This window comes from Micromonospora sp. DT43 (assembly GCF_049841645.1).
Lineage (GTDB): Bacteria > Actinomycetota > Actinomycetes > Mycobacteriales > Micromonosporaceae > Micromonospora.
Genome location: NZ_JBNCKR010000001.1, coordinates 417,146 through 437,697 on the forward strand (window position 1 = coordinate 417,146; position 20,552 = coordinate 437,697).

Here is a 20,552-nt window from a genome sequence, read left to right on the forward strand (position 1 = left end):
CTGAGAAGCCCAGTAGAGCCCGCCCGGTTGGCCCCGGTCATCAGGCGACGAACGAGGTCCCCGCTCCGGCGGGGACGAAGGTGTGGTGGCACCGCGAGGTTCCCGCTCGCCCACACCTGCCTGGGGCTGATGCGACGTCGCCGCCCCGGTGGCGGCGTCGCGATCGACCGAGGAGCAACGCGCCATGCAACGAACCCTGTCCCAGCACCTGCCCGCCCACGTCGGTGAAACCGTGCGGATCGCCGGCTGGGTACACCGCCGCCGCCTGCTCAAGTCGGTGGCGTTCCTGATCGTGCGGGACGCCGCCGGCCTGGCCCAGGTGGTCGTCACCGACCCGGCCGTCCGCGCCGAGCTGGAGAAACTCACCGAGGAGACGGTCGTCGAGGTCACCGCGACGGTCACGTCGAACGGCACCGCGCCCGCCGGGGTCGAGCTGACCGACCCGACGGTACGTCCCCTCGGCCCGATCGCCGTGCCGCCGCCGTTCGACCTGTATCGGCCGGCGCTCACCGCGAGCCTGCCCACCCAGCTCGACAACGCCCCGACCGCCCTGCGCCACCCGAGGAGATCCGCCGCGCTGCGCGTCTCGGCGGCGGCGGTGGCCGGGTTCCGGGCCGCCCTCGACGCCCGGGACTTCGTGGAGATCCACACGCCGAAGGTGGTCAGCTCGTCCACCGAGAGCGGGGCGAACGTCTTCGCGCTTGACTGGTTCGGCAGGCCCGCGTACCTGGCGCAGTCGCCGCAGTTCTACAAGCAGTTGATGGTCGGCGTCTTCGAACGGGTCTACGAGGTGGGGCCGGTCTTCCGGGCCGAGCCGCACGACACCGTCCGGCACCTGGCGCAGTACACGTCGCTCGACGCGGAGCTGGGCTTCGTCGCCGACCACTCCGACGTGATGCGGGTGCTGCGCGACACAGTGGCCGGGATGCTGGGCACGGTGGGTGAGCGGGCCGGTGGTGCCCTGGCGACGCTCGGCGTCACGCCGCCGCAGGTGCCGGCGGAGATCCCGGCGGTGCACTTCAGCGAGGCGTTGACGATCGCCGGGGCCCCCGCCGACGAGCCGGACCTCGCACCCGCCCACGAACGGGCGCTTGGCGAGTGGGCCCGCCGCGAACACGACTCCGACTTCCTCTTCGTCACCGGCTACCCGATGGCGAAACGGCCGTTCTACACCCACCCCGACCCGGCGCGGCCCGCGTACTCGAATGGCTTTGACCTGCTCTTTCGCGGTGTTGAGCTGGTCACCGGCGGGCAGCGGCTGCACCGGCACGCCGACTACCTGGCGGCGCTCGCCGCCCGGGGTGAGCCGGTCGAGCCGTACGCCGGTTATCTGGACGCGTTCCGACACGGCATGCCGCCGCACGGTGGCTTCGCCATCGGCCTGGAACGGTTCGTCGCCCGTCTGGTCGGCGCGGCGAACGTCCGGGAGGTCACCGCGTTCCCGCGCGACCTGCACCGCCTGACCCCGTAGGACGACACGGGCCGGCGTCGTACGACGCCGGCCCGTTGATCGCTGTCAACACTCGGCGAGGCGGTCGCGCAGCCGGGCCGCCTGCGGGCCGTTGAGGTCGAGCGCGAGCGCCGCCCGGTACGCCGTGGCTGCCTCGTCGGCCCGGCCGAGGCGGTACAACAGCTCGCCCCGGGTGGCGTGGAACCACGGGTAGCCGGCCAACCCGACGACCGTGTCGACGAGCGCCAGCCCGGCGGCGGGACCGTCGCGTTCGGCGACAGCCGCCGCCCGGTTGAGCCGTACGACCGGAGTGTCGTGCACGGTGAGCAGCACGTCGTACCAGGAGATCACCGCGTCCCATGGCGTCCGGTCGTACGACGGGGCGAGGGCGTGGCAGGCCGCGATGGCGGCCTGGACGACGTACCGGTCGGGGTGGTCGGGGGTGCGGCGCAGCCCGCGCCCGACCAGCTCGACCCCCGCGCCGATCGCGGCCCGGTCCCAGCGCGACCGGTCCTGCTCGGCCAGGAGCAGCGGTCGACAGTCGACGCCGACCCGGGCCGAGCGGCGGGAGTCCTGCAACAGGACCAGGGCCAGCAGGCCGAGCACTGTCGGCTCGTCCGGCATCAGCTCGACCAGCAGCCGCGCCAGCCGGAGGCCCTCGTCCGCCAGCCCGACCCGGATCAGGTCGTCGCCGGCGCCGGCCGCGTACCCCTCGTTGAAGATCAGGTAGACGGTGGCGGCGACCCCGGCCAGCCGGCCGGGCAGCTCCTCGGCCGCCGGTATCCGGTACGGGATGCCGGCGCGGGTGATCTTCTGCTTCGCCCGGGTGAGGCGCTTGGTCATCGTCACCTCGGGCACCACCAGCGCGCGGGCGACCTCGGCGGTGGTCAGCCCGCCGAGGGTACGCAGCGCCAGGGCCACCTGCGCGTCAAGCGACAGCGCCGGATGGCAGCAGGTGAAGACCAGCCGGAGCAGGTCGTCCCGGACGGCCTTCGGCGAGTCCGGTGCGGGATCGAGCAGCGCCACGGCCTCGGCCTCCTTCCCGACGCGGCGGCTCTCCCGGCGGATCACGTCGACGGCCCGCCGCCGTGCCACGACCAACAGCCAGCCGCGCGGGTTGTCCGGTACGCCGTCGCGCGGCCAGGCTTGCAGGGCGCGGACGGCCGCGTCCTGGGTGGCGTCCTCGGCCAGATCGACGTCGCCGGTGACGCGGATCAGCGTGGCCAGAATCCGGGACCGCTCGGTCCGGATCACCCGCGCCGCCGCGTCGGCGGCCTGAGCCTGCTGAGCCGCCGCGTCGGCGGCCCGGGCCCGCTGCGCCGCCGTGTCGGCAACGGGGTCCGCGTCACCGGTCGACATAGGGTCACACCGGGATGATCGGGCGGACCTCGACCGCGCCGTTCCAGGCTGCGGGCATCTGCGCGACAGTCGCCACGGCCTCGTCCAGGTCCGCGCATTCCAGCAGGTAGAAGCCGGTGAGGGCCTCCTTGGTCTCGGCGTACGGGCCGTCGGTGGTGAGCACGTCACCGCCCCTGCCGCCGGTGACCCGTACGGTGGTCGCGGTGGCCGTCGGGTAGAGGGCGTTGCCGCCTCGGATCACCGCGCGGGCAGCCGCGCCGAACTCCCGGTACTCCGCCATCTCGTCGGCCTGCTCGGGGCTGCTCCAGTCGACGTCCGCCGTGTAGGTAAGCGCGATGTAGGTGGGCATGTCCGCTCCTCGCGTCCGGGCCGGCAGTGGGTGCCGGCCGCAGGTGTCGAGCCGGCGCTGCTCGCCGACTCCACCATAGGGACGATCGATCAGACGTCCCAGGGGACACCCGGTGCGGAAATTCTCGCCGGCCGTATCCCTTGGCGCGCTGTCACAGCCCCTTGAACAGGTGGGAGGTCGTGATGAGGACGGTCCGGTCGCCAGCCGGGATGACCTCGCCTCGCCGGAGGAGGTCGTAGGCGGCCAAGACGGTGCAACTGCTGATCTCCCAGGTGTGCCCGTGTCGGCTCGCCCGCTCGTACCAGCTCGATGCCACGTCTTCCCGCACCACCACGGCGCTGCCCGCGCTGCGGGTCACCGCGGCGTGGGCCTGGACTGTCGTGCTGTCCCCGGCGATCGAGTGGAGGCTTCCGGCGCTGTCGGGAAAGCGCGCGGTGATGTCCCGACCGGCGAGCACGGCTGACAACCGGGGGAATGGTTCGACCAGGTGGAGGCGTGGCACGGGCCCGCCCGTCAGGGCGGACCACTGGGTGAACCCGAGGTGGATGCCCCACGCCAGATCGCCACGGCTCGACGGGATCACCACGTGGTCCACCCCGGCGGGAACGGCGGCTGCGATCTCCCAGGCGATGGACTTGTAGCCCTCGATCCCGAAGCAGCTACTGCCGATGACGATGTCGGCGACGTTGGAGACGGCAAGCGTGTCGGGACGGTCGGCCGCCTCCCTGACGTACCTGACGCGTTCCTCGTCGGTGTCGAAGGTGCGCAGGTCCGCTCCGAGCCCGCGCAGCGGCGCCGCGAGCGATTCGGGCAGCCAGGTGAAGCCTGCCACCACGGCCCGCAGGCCGACGGCGGCGGCGAAGGCGGCGGTGGCCAGCCCGGCGTTACCTGACGATCCGACGACGACGCGCTCGTAGCCCGACGCCTTCGCGTGGGTCACCGCCATCGCCGCGAACCGGTCCTTGTGGGATCCGGTCGGATTGGCCGCCTCGTTCTTGACGAGCACCCCGTCGAGCCAGGGCAGCGGGAACAGCGGGGTGCGCCCCTGGCCCAGATCCGGAACCACCGGGTACGGCAGCAGTTGGTCCTGTCGGACCGCCTCGGCGGGGTACCTGCAGAACAGGTTCGAGCCGTGGCCGTCTGCCGCGCAGGAGAGGCACCCCAGTGCATAGTCGCCGACCGGATGCTGGGTGCCGCATCGGATGCACTCGAGGGCCGTGACGGCGGTACCGCTCGGCGGTCGTACCGCGTCCGTCATGTCACGTCGGCCGGTGCCGCAGTCAGACCTCGACGAGGGTGGACAGCCGGCGCTCGACCACCGGGAGCACGTCGGCGACGGTGATCGGGCGGCCCAGCTCGGCGGTGAGCGAGGTGACGCCCGCGTCGCGGATGCCGCACGGCACGATCCGGTCGAAGTACGTCAGGTCGCAGTCGCAGTTGATCGAGAAGCCGTGCAGGGTGACGCCCCGGGCCACCCGGATGCCGATGGCGGCCACCTTGCGGGCCGGCCCCCGGTCGTCCTCGGGCACCCAGACTCCGCTGCGCCCCTCGACCCGGCCGGCGGCCAGCCCGAACTCGGCGCACACGTCGATGAGCAGCTCCTCGGTGCGGCGGACGTACGCGACCACGTCCACCGGGTCGGGCAGCCGCAGGATCGGGTAGCCGACGAGCTGCCCCGGCCCGTGCCAGGTGATCTTGCCGCCGCGGTCCACGTCGACGACAGGGGTGCCGTCCACGGGCCGATCCCAGGGCTCGGTGCGCTTGCCCGCGGTGTAGACGCTCGGGTGCTCCAGCAGCAGCACGGTGTCGCCGCGCTCGCCGGCCACCACCGACTCGTGCAGGCGTCGCTGCTCGTCCCAGGCGGCCTGGTAGTCGAGCAGGCCGGCACGGACGGCCGTCAGGCCGGAGGTCGTCGTCGTCACGGCGTCCAGCCTAGTCCCGCCGAGGGCTCAGTTCCCTCGTGAGCCACCTCACCGGGGCCGGTCAGGCCGGCGGGATGCGCCAGAGCCACACGTCGTCGATCCGTTGCGGCTCACCGAACAGGGCGGTGGCGGTACGCCGGACAGCCGCCTCGTCGACACCGAACTTCGCGCCGTGCACCTGGTCGGCGAGGACCACCGTCTCGATCCGCCAGTGCCGCAGGTCCGACTGGACCTCCCGGATCGTGCCGTCGGTGACGATCGGCACCAGCCCCGTGCGGCCGGCCTGGTCCATGAGCGCGCTCAGGGTGCGCGGCACCGGGCCGATCCGGCCCCGCCCGTCCGGGCCGCCGGGGCCGAGGAAGAAGCCGCCGGGGATCGCGAACTCGCCCTGCCGGTGCGACAACGCGTACGCCTGCCAGCGCTGCCCGTCCGGGTAGATGTCCACGGTCAGCGGCACCGGCGTCAGCACCCCGTCCGGCGAGACGTACTCGCGCCAGGTGCCGGCCGTGATGAAGTGCGGGATGGGCTCCCGCTCGCGGGTCAGCAGCGGGGTGGGCAGCAGGGGCAGCAGGGCCACCGCGAACCCCAGCGACCAGGCCAGCTCCGTCGAACGGTGCCGGGGCGGCGCGGTCCGCAACTGATCGAGGGTGTACGCCAGCAGAACCCCGATCACCGGCGCCACCACAAGGGCCAGTCGGGCGGGCAGCGCGGCGTTCACCACCGGCAGCTGCCCGAGCACGTCGAACGGCATGGGCAGGTCCGTACGTCGTCCGTCGATCTTCGCCACCGGCCCGAAGGACAGCACCGTGAAGATCACCGCGACGACGCCCAGCGCCCAGAGGACGGCCCGGCGGCCGGGGTCGGCGCGTCGCCAGAGCGCGACGAAGCAGACCAGTGTGAGCAGGAGCAGGGGAATCCCGAAGAACGAGTTCTCCTCGGTGGGGTTCGGCGCCAGCGCGGTGCCCAGTCCGACCTCCCCGGCCAGGGAGCGGCGCGGGAAGGCGGCGAAGGCGGCGATGTCCTCGGAGTGGATCACCGGGTCGAAGCCGGTGCCGTGGAACCGCTGTGGCCCGGCGAAGTGCAGCCACAGCGGGTACGACAGCAGCACGCCGGCGACCACAGCTGTCACGCCGAGCCCGCGCACGAAGGTGGGCAGGGCTGCTCGGGCCTCGGCGCGGTGGGCCGGGTGCAGCGCCCAGACGGCGACGAACACGCCGAGCGCGAGGGCGGCGAAGAACAGGCCCTCGGCGGCGATCGAGAAGGCCACCGCCACCAGCACCCCCAGGATCACCCCGTCGCGCAGCCAGTGCCCGGGGCGGCGCAGCGCGAACAGCCGCCAGATCAGCAGCGGCACCAGCCAGCCGGCGGTCCAGTTCAGGTGGGCGTTGGCGTGCGAGACCATGCCGGGGGAGTAGGCGATGAACAGGGCGCCCACGCCGGCGGCGAGGCGGCTGCGCACCAGGTGCCGGGACAGCAGCCAGTACCAGGCCAGCGCGGTGGCGAGCAGGTTCAGGGTGAGGATCACCAGGAACGTCGCCGGTGGCCCGATGAGGTACGTGAGCGGGGCGAAGACCACCGCGTACACGGTGATCGAGGTGTTGACCGCGAGGTTCACGCCGTCCGGGACATTGATCAGGTACGTGAAGAAGGGGTTCTCGCCGTGGGTGACCGCGTGCCCGCCGAAGGCCAGCAGCCACTCGAAGAGCGCCTGGTCGCTGGAGTTGACGGTGATCGTGCGTACGTTCGGGTCCCGCCACAGGCCGCTGGTCACCCAGACGGCGAGCGCGAGCGCCACCAGCACGACGATCAGGTCGGCCCGGCGGTCCTGACGGGCACGGGGTGGCGACGCTGGTGCGGGCCCGGTGGCCAGCGACGGGGAGGAGGGCACGCAGCGGACGTTACCAACCGGACCTGGACGAGCCGGTCAGACCGGCGGTTGTTGTCGGCTCCGCTGGCCTCGCGACGGGCGCGGTTCGTCGTACACAACGGCTGCCGTGAATGTGTGACTGTGCCCCATGTCATAGCGGCGACACGTCGTCGTAACGTCTCGGCAACTCGACCGTGACCCAGTTCACAGTCTGCCCCTCCGAGGAGGCCGCCGTGCGCCGCTCCCCATCCACCCTCAACCGCCTGATCGGTGCGGTCGCCGGGCTCGTCCTCGCCGCGGCGGGCGCGCTCGCCCTCGCCGCACCCGCCCAGGCCGCCACGCTCACCCAGGTCAGCGGGTTCGGCTCCAACCCGGGCAACCTCGCCATGTACGCCTACCGGCCGGACAACCTGCCGGCCAACTCCCCGGCCGTGGTGCTGCTGCACGGCTGCGTCCAGAACGCCTCCGGCTACTTCGCGAACTCCGGCTGGCAGAAGTACGCCGACCAGTGGAAGTTCGCCCTGATCGTCGCCCAGCAGCCCTCCGGCAACAACGCCAACTCCTGCTTCAACTTCTTCGAGAACGGCGACACCGCCCGGGGTCAGGGCGAGGCACTCTCGATCAAGCAGATGGTGGACCACGCCAAGGCGAACTTCGCTGTCGACGGCTCCCGGGTCTTCGTCAGCGGTCTCTCCGCAGGCGGGGCCATGAGCGCCGTCATGCTCGCCACCTACCCGGACGTCTTCGCCGCCGGATCGATCATCGCGGGCATCCCGTACCGCTGCGCCACCAGCATGGTCAACGCGTTCAGCTGCATGAACCCGGGCACCGACAAGACCCCGGCGGCCTGGGGCGACCTGGTCCGTGGCGCGTACTCCGGCTACACCGGCCCGCGACCCCGGGTGGCCATCTGGCACGGCACGTCGGACACCACTGTCACGCCGCTCAACGGCACCGAGTCCCGCGACCAGTGGACAAACGTGCGGGGGATCTCGCAGACCCCGACGAGCACGTCGTCGCTGCCCGGCAACACCAACCTCGAGGTGTACGGCAACGACGAGGTACGCCTCTACCGCGTCTCCGGGATGGGCCACGGCACCCCTGTCGACCCGGGCTCGGCGGCGGACCAGTGCGGCACCGCTGCCGCGTACTTCCTGGACACCATCTGCTCGACGTACCGTGACGCGCTCTTCTTCGGCCTGAACGGCGGCGGCAGCACCCCCACCCCGACGGCCACCCCCACCACCACGCCGACCCCCACGGCCAGCCCGACCCCGACCCCCACCCCGACCGCGCCACCGACCTGCGTCACGGCCAGCAACTACGCGCACGTCGCGGCCGGCCGCGCCTACCAGTCCGGCGGCTACGCCTACGCCAACGGCTCCAACCAGCGGATGGGTCTCTACAACACCTTCTACACCAGCACCCTCAAGCAGACCGCCCCCAACAACTGGGTGATCGGCTGCTAACCCCCACCCCACCACCGCCCCGGTGATCATGAAGTTATTGCCACGACACGCCGAGGTGAGTGGCAATAACTTCATGATCAACGCGGGTCTATGCGTGCAGGGCCGCTTGGAGGGCCTCCGGGAGGGTGGGGTGGTGGTATCGGTAGTTGGCCCTTTCTAGGACTGCGGGGTGGACTCGGGTGCTGGTCAGGGCCTCGTGGGCGAAGCCGCCGAGCGCCACCTTCAGGGCCAGGGCGGGGATCGGGATGATCGCCGGCCGGTGCAGTTGACGGGCCAGCTCCCGGGTGAACTCGGCGTTGGTCACGGGATGCGGACCCACCACGTTGACCGGCCCGGCGATGTCGTCGCGGGTCAGCAGGAAGACTGTCGCATCCAGCCAGTCGGCCATCGAGATCCACGGCAGCCACTGCCGGCCACTGCCCAACCGCCCGGCGATGCCCAGCTTGAACGGCAACAGTTGCGGCTTGAGCAGACCACCGTCGCGGTGCAGGGGCAGGCCGGTGCGCAGTCGCACCACGCGTACGCCGGCGTCCTCGGCCGGACGGGTCGCGGCCTCCCAGACCCGGCAGACGTCGGCCAGGAAACCCTCGCCGGCGGGCGCGTCCTCCTCGACTACCCGGTCGCCGGTGTTGCCGTACCAGCCGACGGCCGACGAGTTGAGCAGGGCTCGGGGACGGTCGGCGGCCGGTAGCCCGGCGATCGTCGTCGCGAGCGTGCTGCTGCTGTCCACCCGGCTGGTGCGGATGAGCCGCCGGTAGTCGTCGTTCCAGCGCTTGTCGCCGACGCCAGCGCCGGCCAGGTTGATGACGGCGTCCGACCCGGCGACCGCGGCCGGGTCGAGCTGGCCGGCCGCCGGGTCCCACTGCCGCTCCCGCGGGTCGCGCGGTGCCCGACGAACGAGCCGGGTGACCTCGTGCCCGTCGACGGAGAGCCGGTCGCCAAGTCGGGTGCCGAGAAAGCCGGACGCGCCGGCCAGAAGGATCCGCATGCCCTTATCTTCGTCGAAAACGCCACCTCCGGACGCGTCCGGCCCCACTCCTCGCCGATCCCGCACAACGTGTCGCCGTTCTGCCCACACAGCACGGGGCGCGATCGGCGAGGTGGGTGGGGTCGGTCAGGCCGCTGGCACGGGGCGCAGGTCGGTGAGGAGGCGCTCCACCTCGGCGTACGCCTCCGGGGGTAGCGGGCCCAGGGCCAGGGTTGCCAGGTTCTCCCGGGCCTGGGCCACCGTGCGGAGGCCGGGAATCGGCACCGTACGCGGGCTGCGGGTCAGCAGCCAGCCCAGCGCGCCCTGCGCGAGGGTCCGGCCGTCCGCGGTGAGCGCCGCGCGGACCTGCTCGACCCGTGCCGCCCAGCGGGGTGTGGGCCGGCCCTCGGTGAACCACTGCAACCACTCCGGGGCGCGACCGCGCACGTCGTCCGCACCGAGCGCCCGCGTCGACCCGGTGAGCAGCCCCATCGCCAGTGGCCCCCGGTTGAGGCTGGCCAGGTCGTGGCGGTCGCAGACGGCGAGGACCGCCGCGTTGTCGCTCAGCACCGACTCGTCGTGCTGGATGACGGCGCAGCGCGGGCCGGCCGCCGCGAACGCCTCCGCCGAGTCCGGATTGTCGGTGCTCCAGCCGTACGCCCGGATCTTGCCCTGGTCGACCAGGTCCTCAAGGGTGCCGACCAGGTCGAGCGCGGCGGGCACCGGCAGTTCGTTGATGTGCAGTTGGTAGAGGTCCACGTGGTCGGTGCCGAGCCGCCGCAGCGAGTCCTCCAGGCTGCGTACGGCGAACGTCGGGCTGGCGTCGGTGCCCAGCCACCGCCGGGTGGCCTCGTCGCTGACGTTGCCGAACTTGGTGGCGATCACCGCCTCGGCCCGGCGACCCGCCAGGGCCCGACCGAGAATGCGCTCGCTGTGCCCGGCGCCGTAGTTGTTCGCCGTGTCGAACAGGGTCACCCCGAGATCGAGAGCCTGCTGGATGGTACGGATCGACTCGTCGTCGTCCACCTCTCCCCAACCGAACGGCTGACCGTCGTCACCCCAGAGCGGGCCGCCGATCGCCCAGCACCCCATCCCGATCGCGCTCACCTCGATGCCGCTGCGTCCCAGCGTTCGTGTCGTCGTCATGCGGACCAGCCTCCAACCTGGAGTGCGCTCCAGGTCAAGGGGTGGCTACCATCGGCGGGCATGACCGGTTACGCCCCCGCGGAGGCCGCTCGGCGCAGCGGCTTCAGTCTGGACACGCTGCGGTACTACGAGAAGATCGGCCTGCTGGCCGACGTCTGCCGCACGGCAGGCGGCCAGCGTGTCTTCACCGACGACGACCTGAGCTGGCTGGTGCTGTTCCGCTGCCTGCGCGACACCGGGATGCCGATCGCCCAGATGTGCCGGTACGCGGCTCTGGCCCGCGAGGGTGAGCACACCGTCGACGAGCGCCGTGAGCTGCTGGAACAGCACGCGGCTCGGGTCGAGGAGCAGATGCTCCTGCTCAGCCGCCAGTACGAGCACCTCCGGGAGAAGATCCGCTTCTACGAGCGGCTGCCCGGCCCGGCGCCCGAGACCGAGCAGGCCACCGCCACCCGCTCCGGCCCAACCGTCAACCGGTGACGTGCCCGGGCAACTTCATGCCCACGGCGGCCTTCGTGCCGGGTGCACCGCGACGCTGCGCCGGGGTCTGTCCCGAACCGATCACGGCGTGGTCGGCTCGTCGGTCTCCCGGACGTCGTGCCAGCGCGCCCGCCAGGCGGCCTCGTGGGCCTCGTGGCTGGTCCGCTCCTGAAAGACCGCGGCCCGCAACGCGTGCCGGGATTCCGACATCACCATCACCTCCACGGCCACCAGTGCCACGCAGATCACTGTCGCGAGGGTGAGCGCGCCAACCGCCGGCAGGTGCTGGCCGACCGGGAGGGCCGCCGTGAGCACCACGATCACGCCGACGCGGGTCCAGCTGACGGTGTGCAGGGTGCGCAACTGGAACAACATGTTGACGGCGAAGTAGCAGATCAACCCGCCGAAGAGCATCGGCACGGCCGGTCCGTCCGCCTTCTCGGCGATCCCACCGGCCGGGTCAGTGATCTTGTGCAGGATTTCCTCATTGCCGATGGAGAAGAGGATCACCCCGGCGATCATCGGCAGGTAGAGGTACGCGTACGCGTCGCGGGCCATGGCCACCCGCGGGCCACCCTCCGCCGCGTGCAGGGCGATCCGGGCGGCCGGCCCGATGAAGTCGAAGTGCGCCCACCACAGGGCGGCCGTGACCACGATGCCGAGCGCCGCGGCAGCCACCGCCGGCCAGGTCACCGGCTTGCCGAGCAGGTTGCCGCCCACTCCGGTGGAGATGATGGACTCGCCCAGCGCGATGATCAGGATGAGGTCGTAGCGTTCAGTCCAGTGCTCGGCGCTTGTCACCCCCCAGCCCCAGGTGCCGACGATGAAGCCGGTGGCGTACTGCACCACCACCACGGTGATCCACAGGCCGTCGCGGACCAGCGCGGCCCGGCCGGGGTCGTCGATCAGGGTCGGGAGCAGCGCGGCGGCCAGCAGCAGCACGATGCTCACCGCCAGCTCCGGGGCGAAGCGCCGCAGTTGCCGCCGCTCCTGCGGGCTGTCCCGCACCACGTGCTGATAGAGGATCCAGTGGATGCCGCGGACCACGACGTAGCTGATGGCCACCAGCATCGGGCCGGCGGCGCCGGACTGCGGGTCGCTGAATGCCTGCGGCAGCGCCAGCGCGAACGAGAACAGGGCGGCCATCGAAACCACCATCAGCACCGGGACGTAGCCCTCACCGAGCCGGACCCGGGTGGCGACCAGGCTGTGCACCACCCAGATCCACCAGAGCACGGCGAGCACCAGGGCGGCGTGCAGCAGTTGCCGGCCGGAGATGTTGGCGGCGGTCGCCCGGGTGATGATGAAGAACGAAAAGACGAAGACCAGGTCGAAGAAGACCTCGAACTTGTCCACCCGGGCACCGGGAGCAATCGGGACGGCCGGTCCCAGCTGTCCACCCCGCCGGTAGCCGCCCACGGTCCCACTCTGGCAGCGTCCGGCCTGCTCGGAGGCCCGAACAGGGATGGCGACGGTGTCCGGAGTTACCTCCGGGCCGGCTCGGGAAACACCGGAACCACGGCCTCCGGCAGCGGGCCGGTCGGTCCGAGCCGCCCTGGACAAGGATGGATCATGACGACGAACAACCCGATCACCACCTCGTTCGCCCATACCTCCACGGCCATGGACGTGATCCGGGGCGTGGACCTCGTCCGGCGGCGGGCCATCGTCACCGGCGGGTCGTCCGGCATCGGCGTGGAGACCGCCCGTGCCCTGGCCAGTGCCGGCGCGGAGGTCACCCTGGCCGTCCGCAACCCGGACGCCGGCCAGCAGGCCGCCGACGACATCACGGCCAGCACCGGCAACGACCGGGTCATGGTCGCGCCGCTCGACCTCGCCGACCAGGGGTCCGTCGCCGACTTCGTCGCCAACTGGGACGGCCCGCTGCACATCCTGGTCAACAACGCCGGCATCATGGCCGCGCCCCTGAGCCGGACACCACAGGGCTGGGAGATGCAGTTCGCCACCAACCACCTCGGGCACTTCGCGCTCGCCACCGGGCTACGCCCGGCGCTCGCCGCCGCCGACGGGGCCCGGATCGTCTCGGTCAGCTCCGCCGCCCACCTGCGCTCGCCCGTGGTCTTCGACGACATCCAGTACGACAAGCGGGAGTACGAGCCGTGGCAGGCGTACGGGCAGTCGAAGACGGCAAACGTGCTCTTCGCCGTGCAGGCGTCTCGGCTCTGGGCCGATGACGGCATCTTCACCAACTCGCTGATGCCCGGGGCGATCCGGACCAACCTCCAGCGCTACGTCAGCGAGGAGGAGTTGGACCGGCTGCGCGCGGGAAACGCGGCGGCCTGGAAGACCGTGGAGCAGGGTGCCGCCACCTCGGTGCTGGTCGCGGCCTCGCCGCTGCTCGACGGTGTGGGCGGGCGCTATTTCGAGGACTGTCAGGAGGCCGCTCCGGCCCAGCCCGGCGGGCGAACGGGCGTGGCCGGCTACGCACTGGACCCGGAGGCCGCCGAGCGGCTCTGGAAGGTCTCGACCGCGCTGCTCAAGAGCTGAGGACCGAAAACGTGAGGGCGCCCCGGTCGACGACCGGGGCGCCCTCACGGCGTTGCGAACGGATCAGGCCAGGCCCAGCTCCGACTCGAAGTTGCCGCCCTCCAGCCGCTCCTTGACCGCGGTCAGGAAGCGGGCCGCGTCGGCGCCGTCGATCAGCCGGTGGTCGTAGGACATCGCCAGGTAGACCATCGACCGGACCGCGATGACCTCGCCCAGGTCCGGGTCGTTGACCACGACCGGCCGCTTGACCACGGCACCCGTGCCGAGCATCGCCGACTGCGGCGACGGCACGATCGGGGTGTCGAACAGAGCGCCCCGGCTGCCCGTGTTGGTGAGCGTGAAGGTCGCCCCGGCCATCTCGTCCGGGGTGATCTTGTTGGCCCGGCTGCGCTCGGCCAGGTCGGCGATCCGCTTGGCGATGCCGCCCATGTTGAGGTCACCGGCGTTGTGGATGACCGGCACGAGCAGTCCGCGCTCAGTGTCCACGGCGACGCCCAGGTGCTCGGCGGCCGGGTAGGTGATCGTGCCACCTTCCAGGTCCATGCTGGCCTGGATGATCGGGTGCGTCTGCAGCGCCTCGATGGCGGCGAGCGCGAAGAACGGCAGGAAGGACAGCTTCACGCCGTGCTTGGCCTGGAACGACTCCTTGGCCTGGACCCGCAGCTTGGCAACCTTGGTGACGTCGACCTCGACGACGGTGGTCAACTGCGCCGTCTCGTGCAGCGACTGCTGCATCCGCTTGGCGATGGTCGCCCGGATGCGCGGCAGCTTCTCGGTGGTGCCCCGCTTGCTGCTCGGCTGCGGCTTCGCGGCGGGCTTCGCCGCAGCGGCCGACGGCGCGGCGGCCGGCTGTGCTGCCGGAGCCGGCGCGGCCTTGGCGGCCTTGGCCTTCTCGGCCGCGTCGAGGACGTCCTGCTTGCGGATCCGGCCACCCACGCCGGTGCCGTTGAGCGAGCCCAGGTCGACACCGTGCTCACTGGCCAGCTTGCGGACCAGCGGAGTGACGTACCCGGCGGCCTCCTCGCCGCCACCCTGCGCCGGGGCGGACGGGCGCTGCGGCGCGGCCGGCTGCGAAGCCTGCTCGGTCTTCGCCGGCTGCGCCGAACTCTCGGTCTCCGCGGCCGGCTCGTTGTACGACATGCCCGGGGTGGGCTCCTCGACCTTCGGCGCCGGCTTCGGCTCGGCCTTCGGCGCTGGCGCGGCCTCCGCCTTCGGCTCGGGCTTCGGCTCGGGCTTCGCCTGGGCGGGGGCGCCACCGGCGACACCGATGATCGCCAGGTCGGCGCCGACGTCGGCGGTCTCGTCCTCGGCGACCTTGATCTCCAGGACCGTGCCGGCGACCGGCGACGGGATCTCCGTGTCCACCTTGTCGGTGGAGACCTCCAGCAGCGGCTCGTCCACCTCGATGGTGTCGCCGACCTGCTTGAGCCAGCGGGTGACCGTACCCTCGGTGACGCTCTCACCCAGGGCCGGCATCTTCACCGCGGTGCCCTCGCCCGACGACGCGGCGGCCGGAGCCGGCGTCTCGGCCGGGGCCTCATCCTGCGCCACCTCGTCGGCGGTGCCCTCGGCGGCGGCCGTCGGCTCGGCGGCCGGCTCCACCGACTCGGCGGGGGCCTGCTCCTGCGGAGCGGCCTCGCCGCCACCTGTCGACTCGCCCTCACCGGCGATGACGGCCAGCTCGCTGCCGACCTCGGCGGTCTCGTCCTCGCCGACCACGATCCGACTCAGCACGCCCGCCGCGGGCGACGGGATCTCGGTGTCGACCTTGTCGGTCGAGACCTCAAGCAGGGGCTCGTCGACCTCGACCGTGTCGCCCTCCTGCTTGAGCCAGCGCGTGACGGTGCCCTCGGTGACGCTCTCGCCGAGCCGGGGCATGGTGACCGATACCGGCATGTTCTCCAGACTCCTTCATTCCCCTTGGGGGATCTTCGCCCGTCGCCGGACGCCGCGGTTTGGGTGATCAGGCGTGCGCGTGCAGCGGCTTGCCGGCGAGGGCCAGGTGCGCCTCGCCCAGGGCCTCGTTCTGGGTCGGGTGGGCGTGCACGAGCTGGGCGACCTCGGCCGGGTACGCCTCCCAGTTGTAGATGAGCTGCGCCTCGCCGATCAGCTCACCCACCCGGGCGCCGACCATGTGCACGCCGACGACGGGGCCGTCCTCGACCCGGACCAGCTTCACGAAGCCCGTGGTCTTGAGGATCTGGCTCTTGCCGTTGCCGCCGAGCGGGTAGTTGTACGCCTGGACCTTGTCGGCGCCGTACTGCTCCTTGGCCTTCGCCTCGGTGAGGCCCACCGACGCGAGCTCCGGATCGCAGTAGGTGACGCGCGGGATGCCGACCTCGTCGATGACGGCCGGGGTCTGCCCGGCGATCTCCTCGGCGACGAAGATGCCCTGCTGGAAGCCCCGGTGCGCGAGCTGGAGGCCGGGCACGATGTCGCCGACGGCGTAGACGTTCGGCACGCTGGTGCGCAGCCGCTCGTCGGTCAGCACGTAGCCGCGGTCCATCTTGACGCCCTGCTCCTCGTACCCGAGGTTTGCGGTGTTCGGGCCGCGACCGACGGCGACCAGCAGCAGCTCCGCCTCGACGGTCTCGCCGCCGGAGATGGTCAGCTTGACGCCGTTCTCGGTCTTCTCGACCTTCTCGAACGGCTTGCCGACCTTGAAGTTGATCTTACGCTTGCGGAACGCCCGCTCCAGCGCCTTCGACGACTCCTCGTCCTCGGCGGCGACCAGCCGGGGCAGCGCCTCGACGATCGTCACGTCCACACCGAAGGACTTCCACACGCTGGCGAACTCGACGCCGATCACGCCGCCACCGAGCACGATCACCGACGACGGCACCCGGTCCATCGTGAGGGCGTGGTCGCTGGTGATGATCCGCTCGCCGTCGACCTCCAGGCCGGGCAGGCTCTTCGCGTACGAGCCGGAGGCCAGGACGATGTTGCGGCCGGTGTAGCGCTTGCCGTCCACCTCGACCACGTTCTTGCCGACCAGCTTGCCGTGGCCCTCGACGATGGTGATCGCCTTGTTGCCCTTCAACATGCCCTGCAGGCCCTTGTACAGGCGGGAGATGACACCGTCCTTGTACGCGTTGACCCCGGCCATGTCGATGCCGATCAGCTCGGCCTTCACGCCGAACTGCTCCGACTCGCGGGCCTGGTCGGCGATCTCGGCTGCGTGCAGCAGGGCCTTGGTCGGGATGCAGCCGTTGTGCAGGCAGGTGCCGCCGAGCTTGCCCTTCTCGACCAGCGCGACCTTCAGGCCCAGCTGGACGGCGCGCAGCGCGGTCGCGTAGCCGCCGCTGCCACCTCCGAGGATGACGATGTCGAAGGTCGCTTCGTTCGGCTCGCTCACGTCCAACTCCCAGGTCGCGTCGCTGCATCGGGGGTCACGAGGTGTAACACGGACACACCCCACCTCGGTCATCTTGTCACCACCGGGCACAGGGTGCGTAGTGAGGTGCCCAACGACACGTCATCGACACGTACCCTTGGCACCGTTGTCGATGACGTGAGGCGGGGGAGACGTTCGGTGGGGTTGTTCCGGCGCCGGAAGCAGGCGCGTGTGCTGAGCCACGACCGCGCGGCCGATCGCGGCGATCTCGACCATCTCGAGACCTTCATCCGCAGTCGGCGCGGCGTCGAGGCGTTCATCGAGCCCCGGACGACGGTCACCGAGACCACTGTCATCCTGATCGCCGACGACGGTGAGTGGACCCGCCGCCGCATCGACGGCCCGGACGGCGCGCGGCGCTTCGCGTACCGGATGGGCATCCCGGTGTACGACGTCCGGCTGATGGGCTACCCGCAGCGGATGCGCGACTTCAACGAGCGCCGCAAGCGCCGACCCGAGCGGTACTGAGCAACGCCGAGGGGCCCCCGGGTAGGGGGCCCCTCGGTCGTACGTCCGTCAGCCGTTGGCGGCGACGTCCTCGACGAGCTGCACCAGGGTGCGGACCGGCACGCCGGTGCCGCCCTTGGTCCAGTAGCCGGTCGGCTCACCCGAGTGGTAGCCCGGCCCGGCGATGTCGATGTGCGCCCACGCCACGTCGTCGGCCACGAACTCGCGCAGGAACACGCCGCCCTGCAGCATGTGCCCGGCGCGGTCCATCCCCGCGTTGATCTGCGAGATGTCCGCCACGTCGGAGTCCATGCCCTTACGGACGTCGTCCGGCAGCGGCATCGGCCAGGCCGGCTCGCCGACCGCGTCGCCGACCGTACGGACCCGCTCGCACAGCTCGGGGGTGCCCATCACGCCCGCCACCCGCTTGCCCAGCGCGATCACCTGGCCGCCGGTCAGGGTGGAGGTCTCGAACAGGTAGTCGGTGCCGTCCTCGCAGGCGCGGGCGATGGCGTCGGCCAGGACCATCCGGCCCTCGGCGTCGGTGTTGAGCACCTCCACCTTCTTGCCGCTGTACATGCTGATCACGTCGCCGGGCCGGTAGCTGGCGCCCGACGGCATGTTCTCGGCCATCGGCAGGTACCCGCTGACCGCCACCGCCGGCTTCAGCGCGGCGATCGCCAGCATGGCCGCGCCCACCGCGGCGGCGCCCGCCATGTCGGACTTCATCTCCCACATGCCTGCCGCCGGCTTGATCGAGATGCCACCGGTGTCGAAGGTGATCCCCTTGCCGACGAGCGCGACCCGCTTGCCGTTGCCGCCGTCGGACGGGGTGTAGGTGAGCTTCACCAGTCGCGGCGGGGCCTCCGAGCCCTGCCCGACCGCGATGATGCCGCCGTACCCGCCCGCGGCAAGCGCCGCCTCGTCCAGCACCTCGACACCGAGGCCCGCGTCCCGGGCGGCGGCGGCCACGGCGTCGGCGAACGACGGGGGCCGCAGCTCGTTCGGGGCGGTGTTCACCCAGTCCCGGCTGAGCCGGACCGCGCCGGCGACAGCCTGCGCGCGGGTGATCTCGGCCTGGGCGCCCGCGTCGGCGGCATCCGGAACGGCGATCAGCACCTCGGCCACCGGTTCCCGCCGGGTCGGCTGCGGCCGGGTCTTGTAGCCGGCGAACCGGTACCCGCCGAGCAGCGCGCCCTCGGCTACCGCGCGCAGCGCGGCCGGCGCGTCCGCGTCGTCGGGCAGCGGCATGCTCAGCGCCACTCGCGGGGCGCCGGCCAAGGCCCGGACCGCCGCGCCGGCAGCGCGACGCAGCGTCTCCGGCGCCGGGGCGGCACCCGTCGGCTCCGGGCCGAGCCCGACCGCGACGACAAGCGGGGCGGTGACGGTGCCCAGCGTGGCCAGCTTGACGACCTCACCCGGCCCACCGGTCGCGCCGAGCAGCGCGAGGGTCTCGGTCAGCTTGCCGTCGAAGGCGACGGCGATGCTCTCCGCGCCGCTGGCGAGCAACAGGGTGCCGGCGAGGCCGCTGGTGGCGGCCTGCTCTCCGGTCTGGCTGTGCACGCCGATCACGATCGCGTCGACGGCGAGCTCGGCCGGGTCGGTGTCGACCAGGCTCAGGGTGGTGGTGCGGGGTGATGTCACTGAAGCTACTCCGGGCGGGCCGGGCCGGTCGCGACGTCGCGTACCAGCGGTGAAGGTCTCCGGCGGAACCTACCCGCCGGACGTCAGGGCTGTCCCGTCGATCACGCCAACGGGGTCCCGCCGATGCTAACCAGCGGGGGTTACCCCGGTAAGTTGCCACCCATGACCGACGTGACCTCCGACGCCGCCGCGACCCGGCTGCGTCGTTCCCCGCTGCACGAGCGGCACACCGCCGCCGGCGCCAAGTTCGCCCCCTTCGGGGGCTGGGAGATGCCGCTGGAGTACGCCGGCGGCGGGGTGCTCAAGGAGCACACCGCGGTGCGTACGGCGGTGGGGGTCTTCGACGTGTCCCACCTCGGCAAGGCCCGGGTGACAGGCCCCGGCGCGGCCGAGTTCGTCAACTCCTGCCTCAGCAACGACCTGCGCCGCATCGGACCCGGCCGAGCTCAGTACACGCTGTGCTGCGACGACGCCACCGGCGGCGTGGTGGACGACATCATCGCCTACCTGTACGCCGACGATCATGTCTTCCTCATCCCGAACGCCGCGAACACCGCCGAGGTGGTGCGCCGGCTGCGCGCCGCCGCCCCGGACCGGATCACCGTCACCGACGAGCACGAGGCGTACGCGGTGCTGGCCGTGCAGGGCCCCCGCTCGGGCGAACTGCTCGCCGCCCTTGGCCTGCCCACCGAGCACGGCTACATGAGCTTCGACGCCGCCAGCCTCACCGCCGGCCCGGCTGCCGGTTCCGCCGGCCTCGCTGCCGACCCCGCCGCTGGTTCCGCCGCCGGTTCCGCCGCTGGCCTCGCCGTCCGTTCCGTCGACGTGGAGCTGACCGTCTGCCGGACCGGCTACACCGGCGAGCTGGGCTACGAGCTGGTCGTGCCTGCGGAGCACGCGGTGGCCGTGTGGGACGCGCTCTTCACCGCCGGCGAGGCGTTCGACCTGCGCGCCTGCGGGCTGGCCGCCCGGGACACCCTGCGTACCGAGATGGGCTACCCGCTGCACGGGCAGGACCTCTCGCTGGACATCACGCCGGTGCAGGCCCGTTCGGGCTGGGCGGTCGGCTGGGACAAGCCGGCCTTCTGGGGCCGTGACGCGCTTCTCGCCGAGAAGGCCGCCGGCCCCCGTCGTACGCTTCGCGGTCTGGTGGCCGTCGACCGCGCCATCCCCCGCCCCGGCATGACTCTGCACGTGGGCGACAAGCAGGTCGGCACGGTGACCAGCGGCACCTTCTCCCCGACCCGCAAGCAGGGCATCGCCCTGGCCCTGCTGGACACCGACGCCCAACTGGCCGACGGCGACCAGGTCGAGATCGACATCCGAGGCCGCCGAGCCCCCCTGACTGTGACAAAACCCCCCTTCGTAACCCCCTCAACCCACTAACCCCCCACCCGGCCCCGCCCTCCCGCCTTCCCGCCCCCACCCCCTTTTTCCGGCGTTGATCATGAGGTTGACGGGGTGCTGGTAGATCAAACCCCCCGCTAACCCCATGATCAACCGGGCGGGCGGGCGGGCGGGCGGGGCGGGGCTGGGCTGGGTGGGGCTGG

At 71.9% G+C, this 20,552-nt stretch carries 17 protein-coding genes; 6 read left to right on the forward strand and 11 right to left on the reverse strand.

The genetic code is table 11. The features are described from left to right. The first annotated feature begins 184 nt into the window (after positions 1-184). Positions 185-1,471 carry an aspartate--tRNA(Asn) ligase gene (gene aspS, locus ACLQ26_RS01975; RefSeq protein ID WP_425742826.1) on the forward strand — a complete coding sequence of 429 codons (1,287 nt, stop codon included), beginning with the start codon at positions 185-187 and terminating at the stop codon, positions 1,469-1,471. 45 nt (positions 1,472-1,516) lie between these two features. On the opposite strand, the gene ACLQ26_RS01980 is transcribed toward aspS, so the two are convergent. The 5 genes from ACLQ26_RS01980 to ACLQ26_RS02000 all read right to left on the reverse strand — a co-directional run bounded on the left by ACLQ26_RS01980 (position 1,517) and on the right by ACLQ26_RS02000 (position 6,968). After that, positions 1,517-2,809: an RNA polymerase sigma factor gene (locus tag ACLQ26_RS01980; protein ID WP_425742827.1), complete on the reverse strand. Its 1,293-nt coding sequence runs from the start codon at positions 2,807-2,809 to the stop codon at positions 1,517-1,519. Between the two features lie 4 nt (positions 2,810-2,813). Continuing rightward, entirely contained in the window at positions 2,814-3,158 is a 345-nt protein-coding gene (locus tag ACLQ26_RS01985) for a YciI family protein (RefSeq protein WP_425742828.1), read from the reverse strand. Positions 3,159-3,309: 151 nt separating this feature from the next. Then, on the reverse strand, positions 3,310-4,416 hold the full coding sequence (locus ACLQ26_RS01990; RefSeq protein WP_425742829.1) for a threonine synthase: 1,107 nt from the start codon (positions 4,414-4,416) through the stop codon (positions 3,310-3,312). Positions 4,417-4,438: 22 nt separating this feature from the next. Further along, the gene (gene lipB, locus ACLQ26_RS01995; RefSeq protein WP_358102335.1) at positions 4,439-5,080 is read right to left on the reverse strand and encodes a lipoyl(octanoyl) transferase LipB; all 642 of its coding nucleotides are present in this window, start codon (positions 5,078-5,080) and stop codon (positions 4,439-4,441) included. A 61-nt stretch (positions 5,081-5,141) separates the two neighbouring features. Then, positions 5,142-6,968 carry a DUF2079 domain-containing protein gene (locus tag ACLQ26_RS02000; protein WP_425742830.1) on the reverse strand — a complete coding sequence of 609 codons (1,827 nt, stop codon included), beginning with the start codon at positions 6,966-6,968 and terminating at the stop codon, positions 5,142-5,144. 212 nt (positions 6,969-7,180) lie between these two features. Here ACLQ26_RS02000 and ACLQ26_RS02005 point away from each other — a divergent pair, with 212 nt between their 5' ends. Then, positions 7,181-8,416: an extracellular catalytic domain type 1 short-chain-length polyhydroxyalkanoate depolymerase gene (locus ACLQ26_RS02005; protein WP_425742831.1), complete on the forward strand. Its 1,236-nt coding sequence runs from the start codon at positions 7,181-7,183 to the stop codon at positions 8,414-8,416. Between the two features lie 88 nt (positions 8,417-8,504). Here ACLQ26_RS02005 and ACLQ26_RS02010 read toward each other — a convergent pair whose 3' ends face one another. Continuing rightward, on the reverse strand, positions 8,505-9,404 hold the full coding sequence (locus ACLQ26_RS02010) for a TIGR01777 family oxidoreductase (protein WP_425742832.1): 900 nt from the start codon (positions 9,402-9,404) through the stop codon (positions 8,505-8,507). Positions 9,405-9,530: 126 nt separating this feature from the next. Then, positions 9,531-10,529, reverse strand: a complete 999-nt coding sequence (locus ACLQ26_RS02015) for an aldo/keto reductase (RefSeq protein ID WP_425742833.1) — start codon at positions 10,527-10,529, stop codon at positions 9,531-9,533. A 60-nt stretch (positions 10,530-10,589) separates the two neighbouring features. Between ACLQ26_RS02015 and ACLQ26_RS02020 the strand changes: the two genes are divergently transcribed. Then, entirely contained in the window at positions 10,590-11,009 is a 420-nt protein-coding gene (locus tag ACLQ26_RS02020) for a MerR family transcriptional regulator (protein ID WP_425742834.1), read from the forward strand. Positions 11,010-11,090: 81 nt separating this feature from the next. On the opposite strand, the gene ACLQ26_RS02025 is transcribed toward ACLQ26_RS02020, so the two are convergent. Further along, positions 11,091-12,428: a low temperature requirement protein A gene (locus tag ACLQ26_RS02025; RefSeq protein ID WP_425742835.1), complete on the reverse strand. Its 1,338-nt coding sequence runs from the start codon at positions 12,426-12,428 to the stop codon at positions 11,091-11,093. Between the two features lie 153 nt (positions 12,429-12,581). Here ACLQ26_RS02025 and ACLQ26_RS02030 point away from each other — a divergent pair, with 153 nt between their 5' ends. Then, on the forward strand, positions 12,582-13,517 hold the full coding sequence (locus tag ACLQ26_RS02030) for an SDR family NAD(P)-dependent oxidoreductase (RefSeq protein WP_425742836.1): 936 nt from the start codon (positions 12,582-12,584) through the stop codon (positions 13,515-13,517). Between the two features lie 63 nt (positions 13,518-13,580). Here ACLQ26_RS02030 and sucB read toward each other — a convergent pair whose 3' ends face one another. Both sucB and lpdA read right to left on the reverse strand, forming a co-directional pair. Beyond that, entirely contained in the window at positions 13,581-15,413 is a 1,833-nt protein-coding gene (sucB, locus tag ACLQ26_RS02035) for a 2-oxoglutarate dehydrogenase, E2 component, dihydrolipoamide succinyltransferase (protein ID WP_425742837.1), read from the reverse strand. 67 nt (positions 15,414-15,480) lie between these two features. Continuing rightward, entirely contained in the window at positions 15,481-16,872 is a 1,392-nt protein-coding gene (gene lpdA, locus ACLQ26_RS02040; protein WP_425742838.1) for a dihydrolipoyl dehydrogenase, read from the reverse strand. Positions 16,873-17,049: 177 nt separating this feature from the next. Between lpdA and ACLQ26_RS02045 the strand changes: the two genes are divergently transcribed. Further along, positions 17,050-17,379, forward strand: coding sequence for a hypothetical protein (locus tag ACLQ26_RS02045; RefSeq protein WP_266244571.1), 330 nt, complete (start codon positions 17,050-17,052; stop codon positions 17,377-17,379). 48 nt (positions 17,380-17,427) lie between these two features. Here ACLQ26_RS02045 and ACLQ26_RS02050 read toward each other — a convergent pair whose 3' ends face one another. Next, positions 17,428-19,002: a leucyl aminopeptidase gene (locus ACLQ26_RS02050; protein WP_425742839.1), complete on the reverse strand. Its 1,575-nt coding sequence runs from the start codon at positions 19,000-19,002 to the stop codon at positions 17,428-17,430. 162 nt (positions 19,003-19,164) lie between these two features. Between ACLQ26_RS02050 and ACLQ26_RS02055 the strand changes: the two genes are divergently transcribed. Beyond that, a complete protein-coding gene (locus ACLQ26_RS02055; protein ID WP_425742840.1) occupies positions 19,165-20,388 on the forward strand; it encodes a glycine cleavage system aminomethyltransferase GcvT in 1,224 nt (407 codons plus the stop codon). Positions 20,389-20,552: the final 164 nt, after the last annotated feature.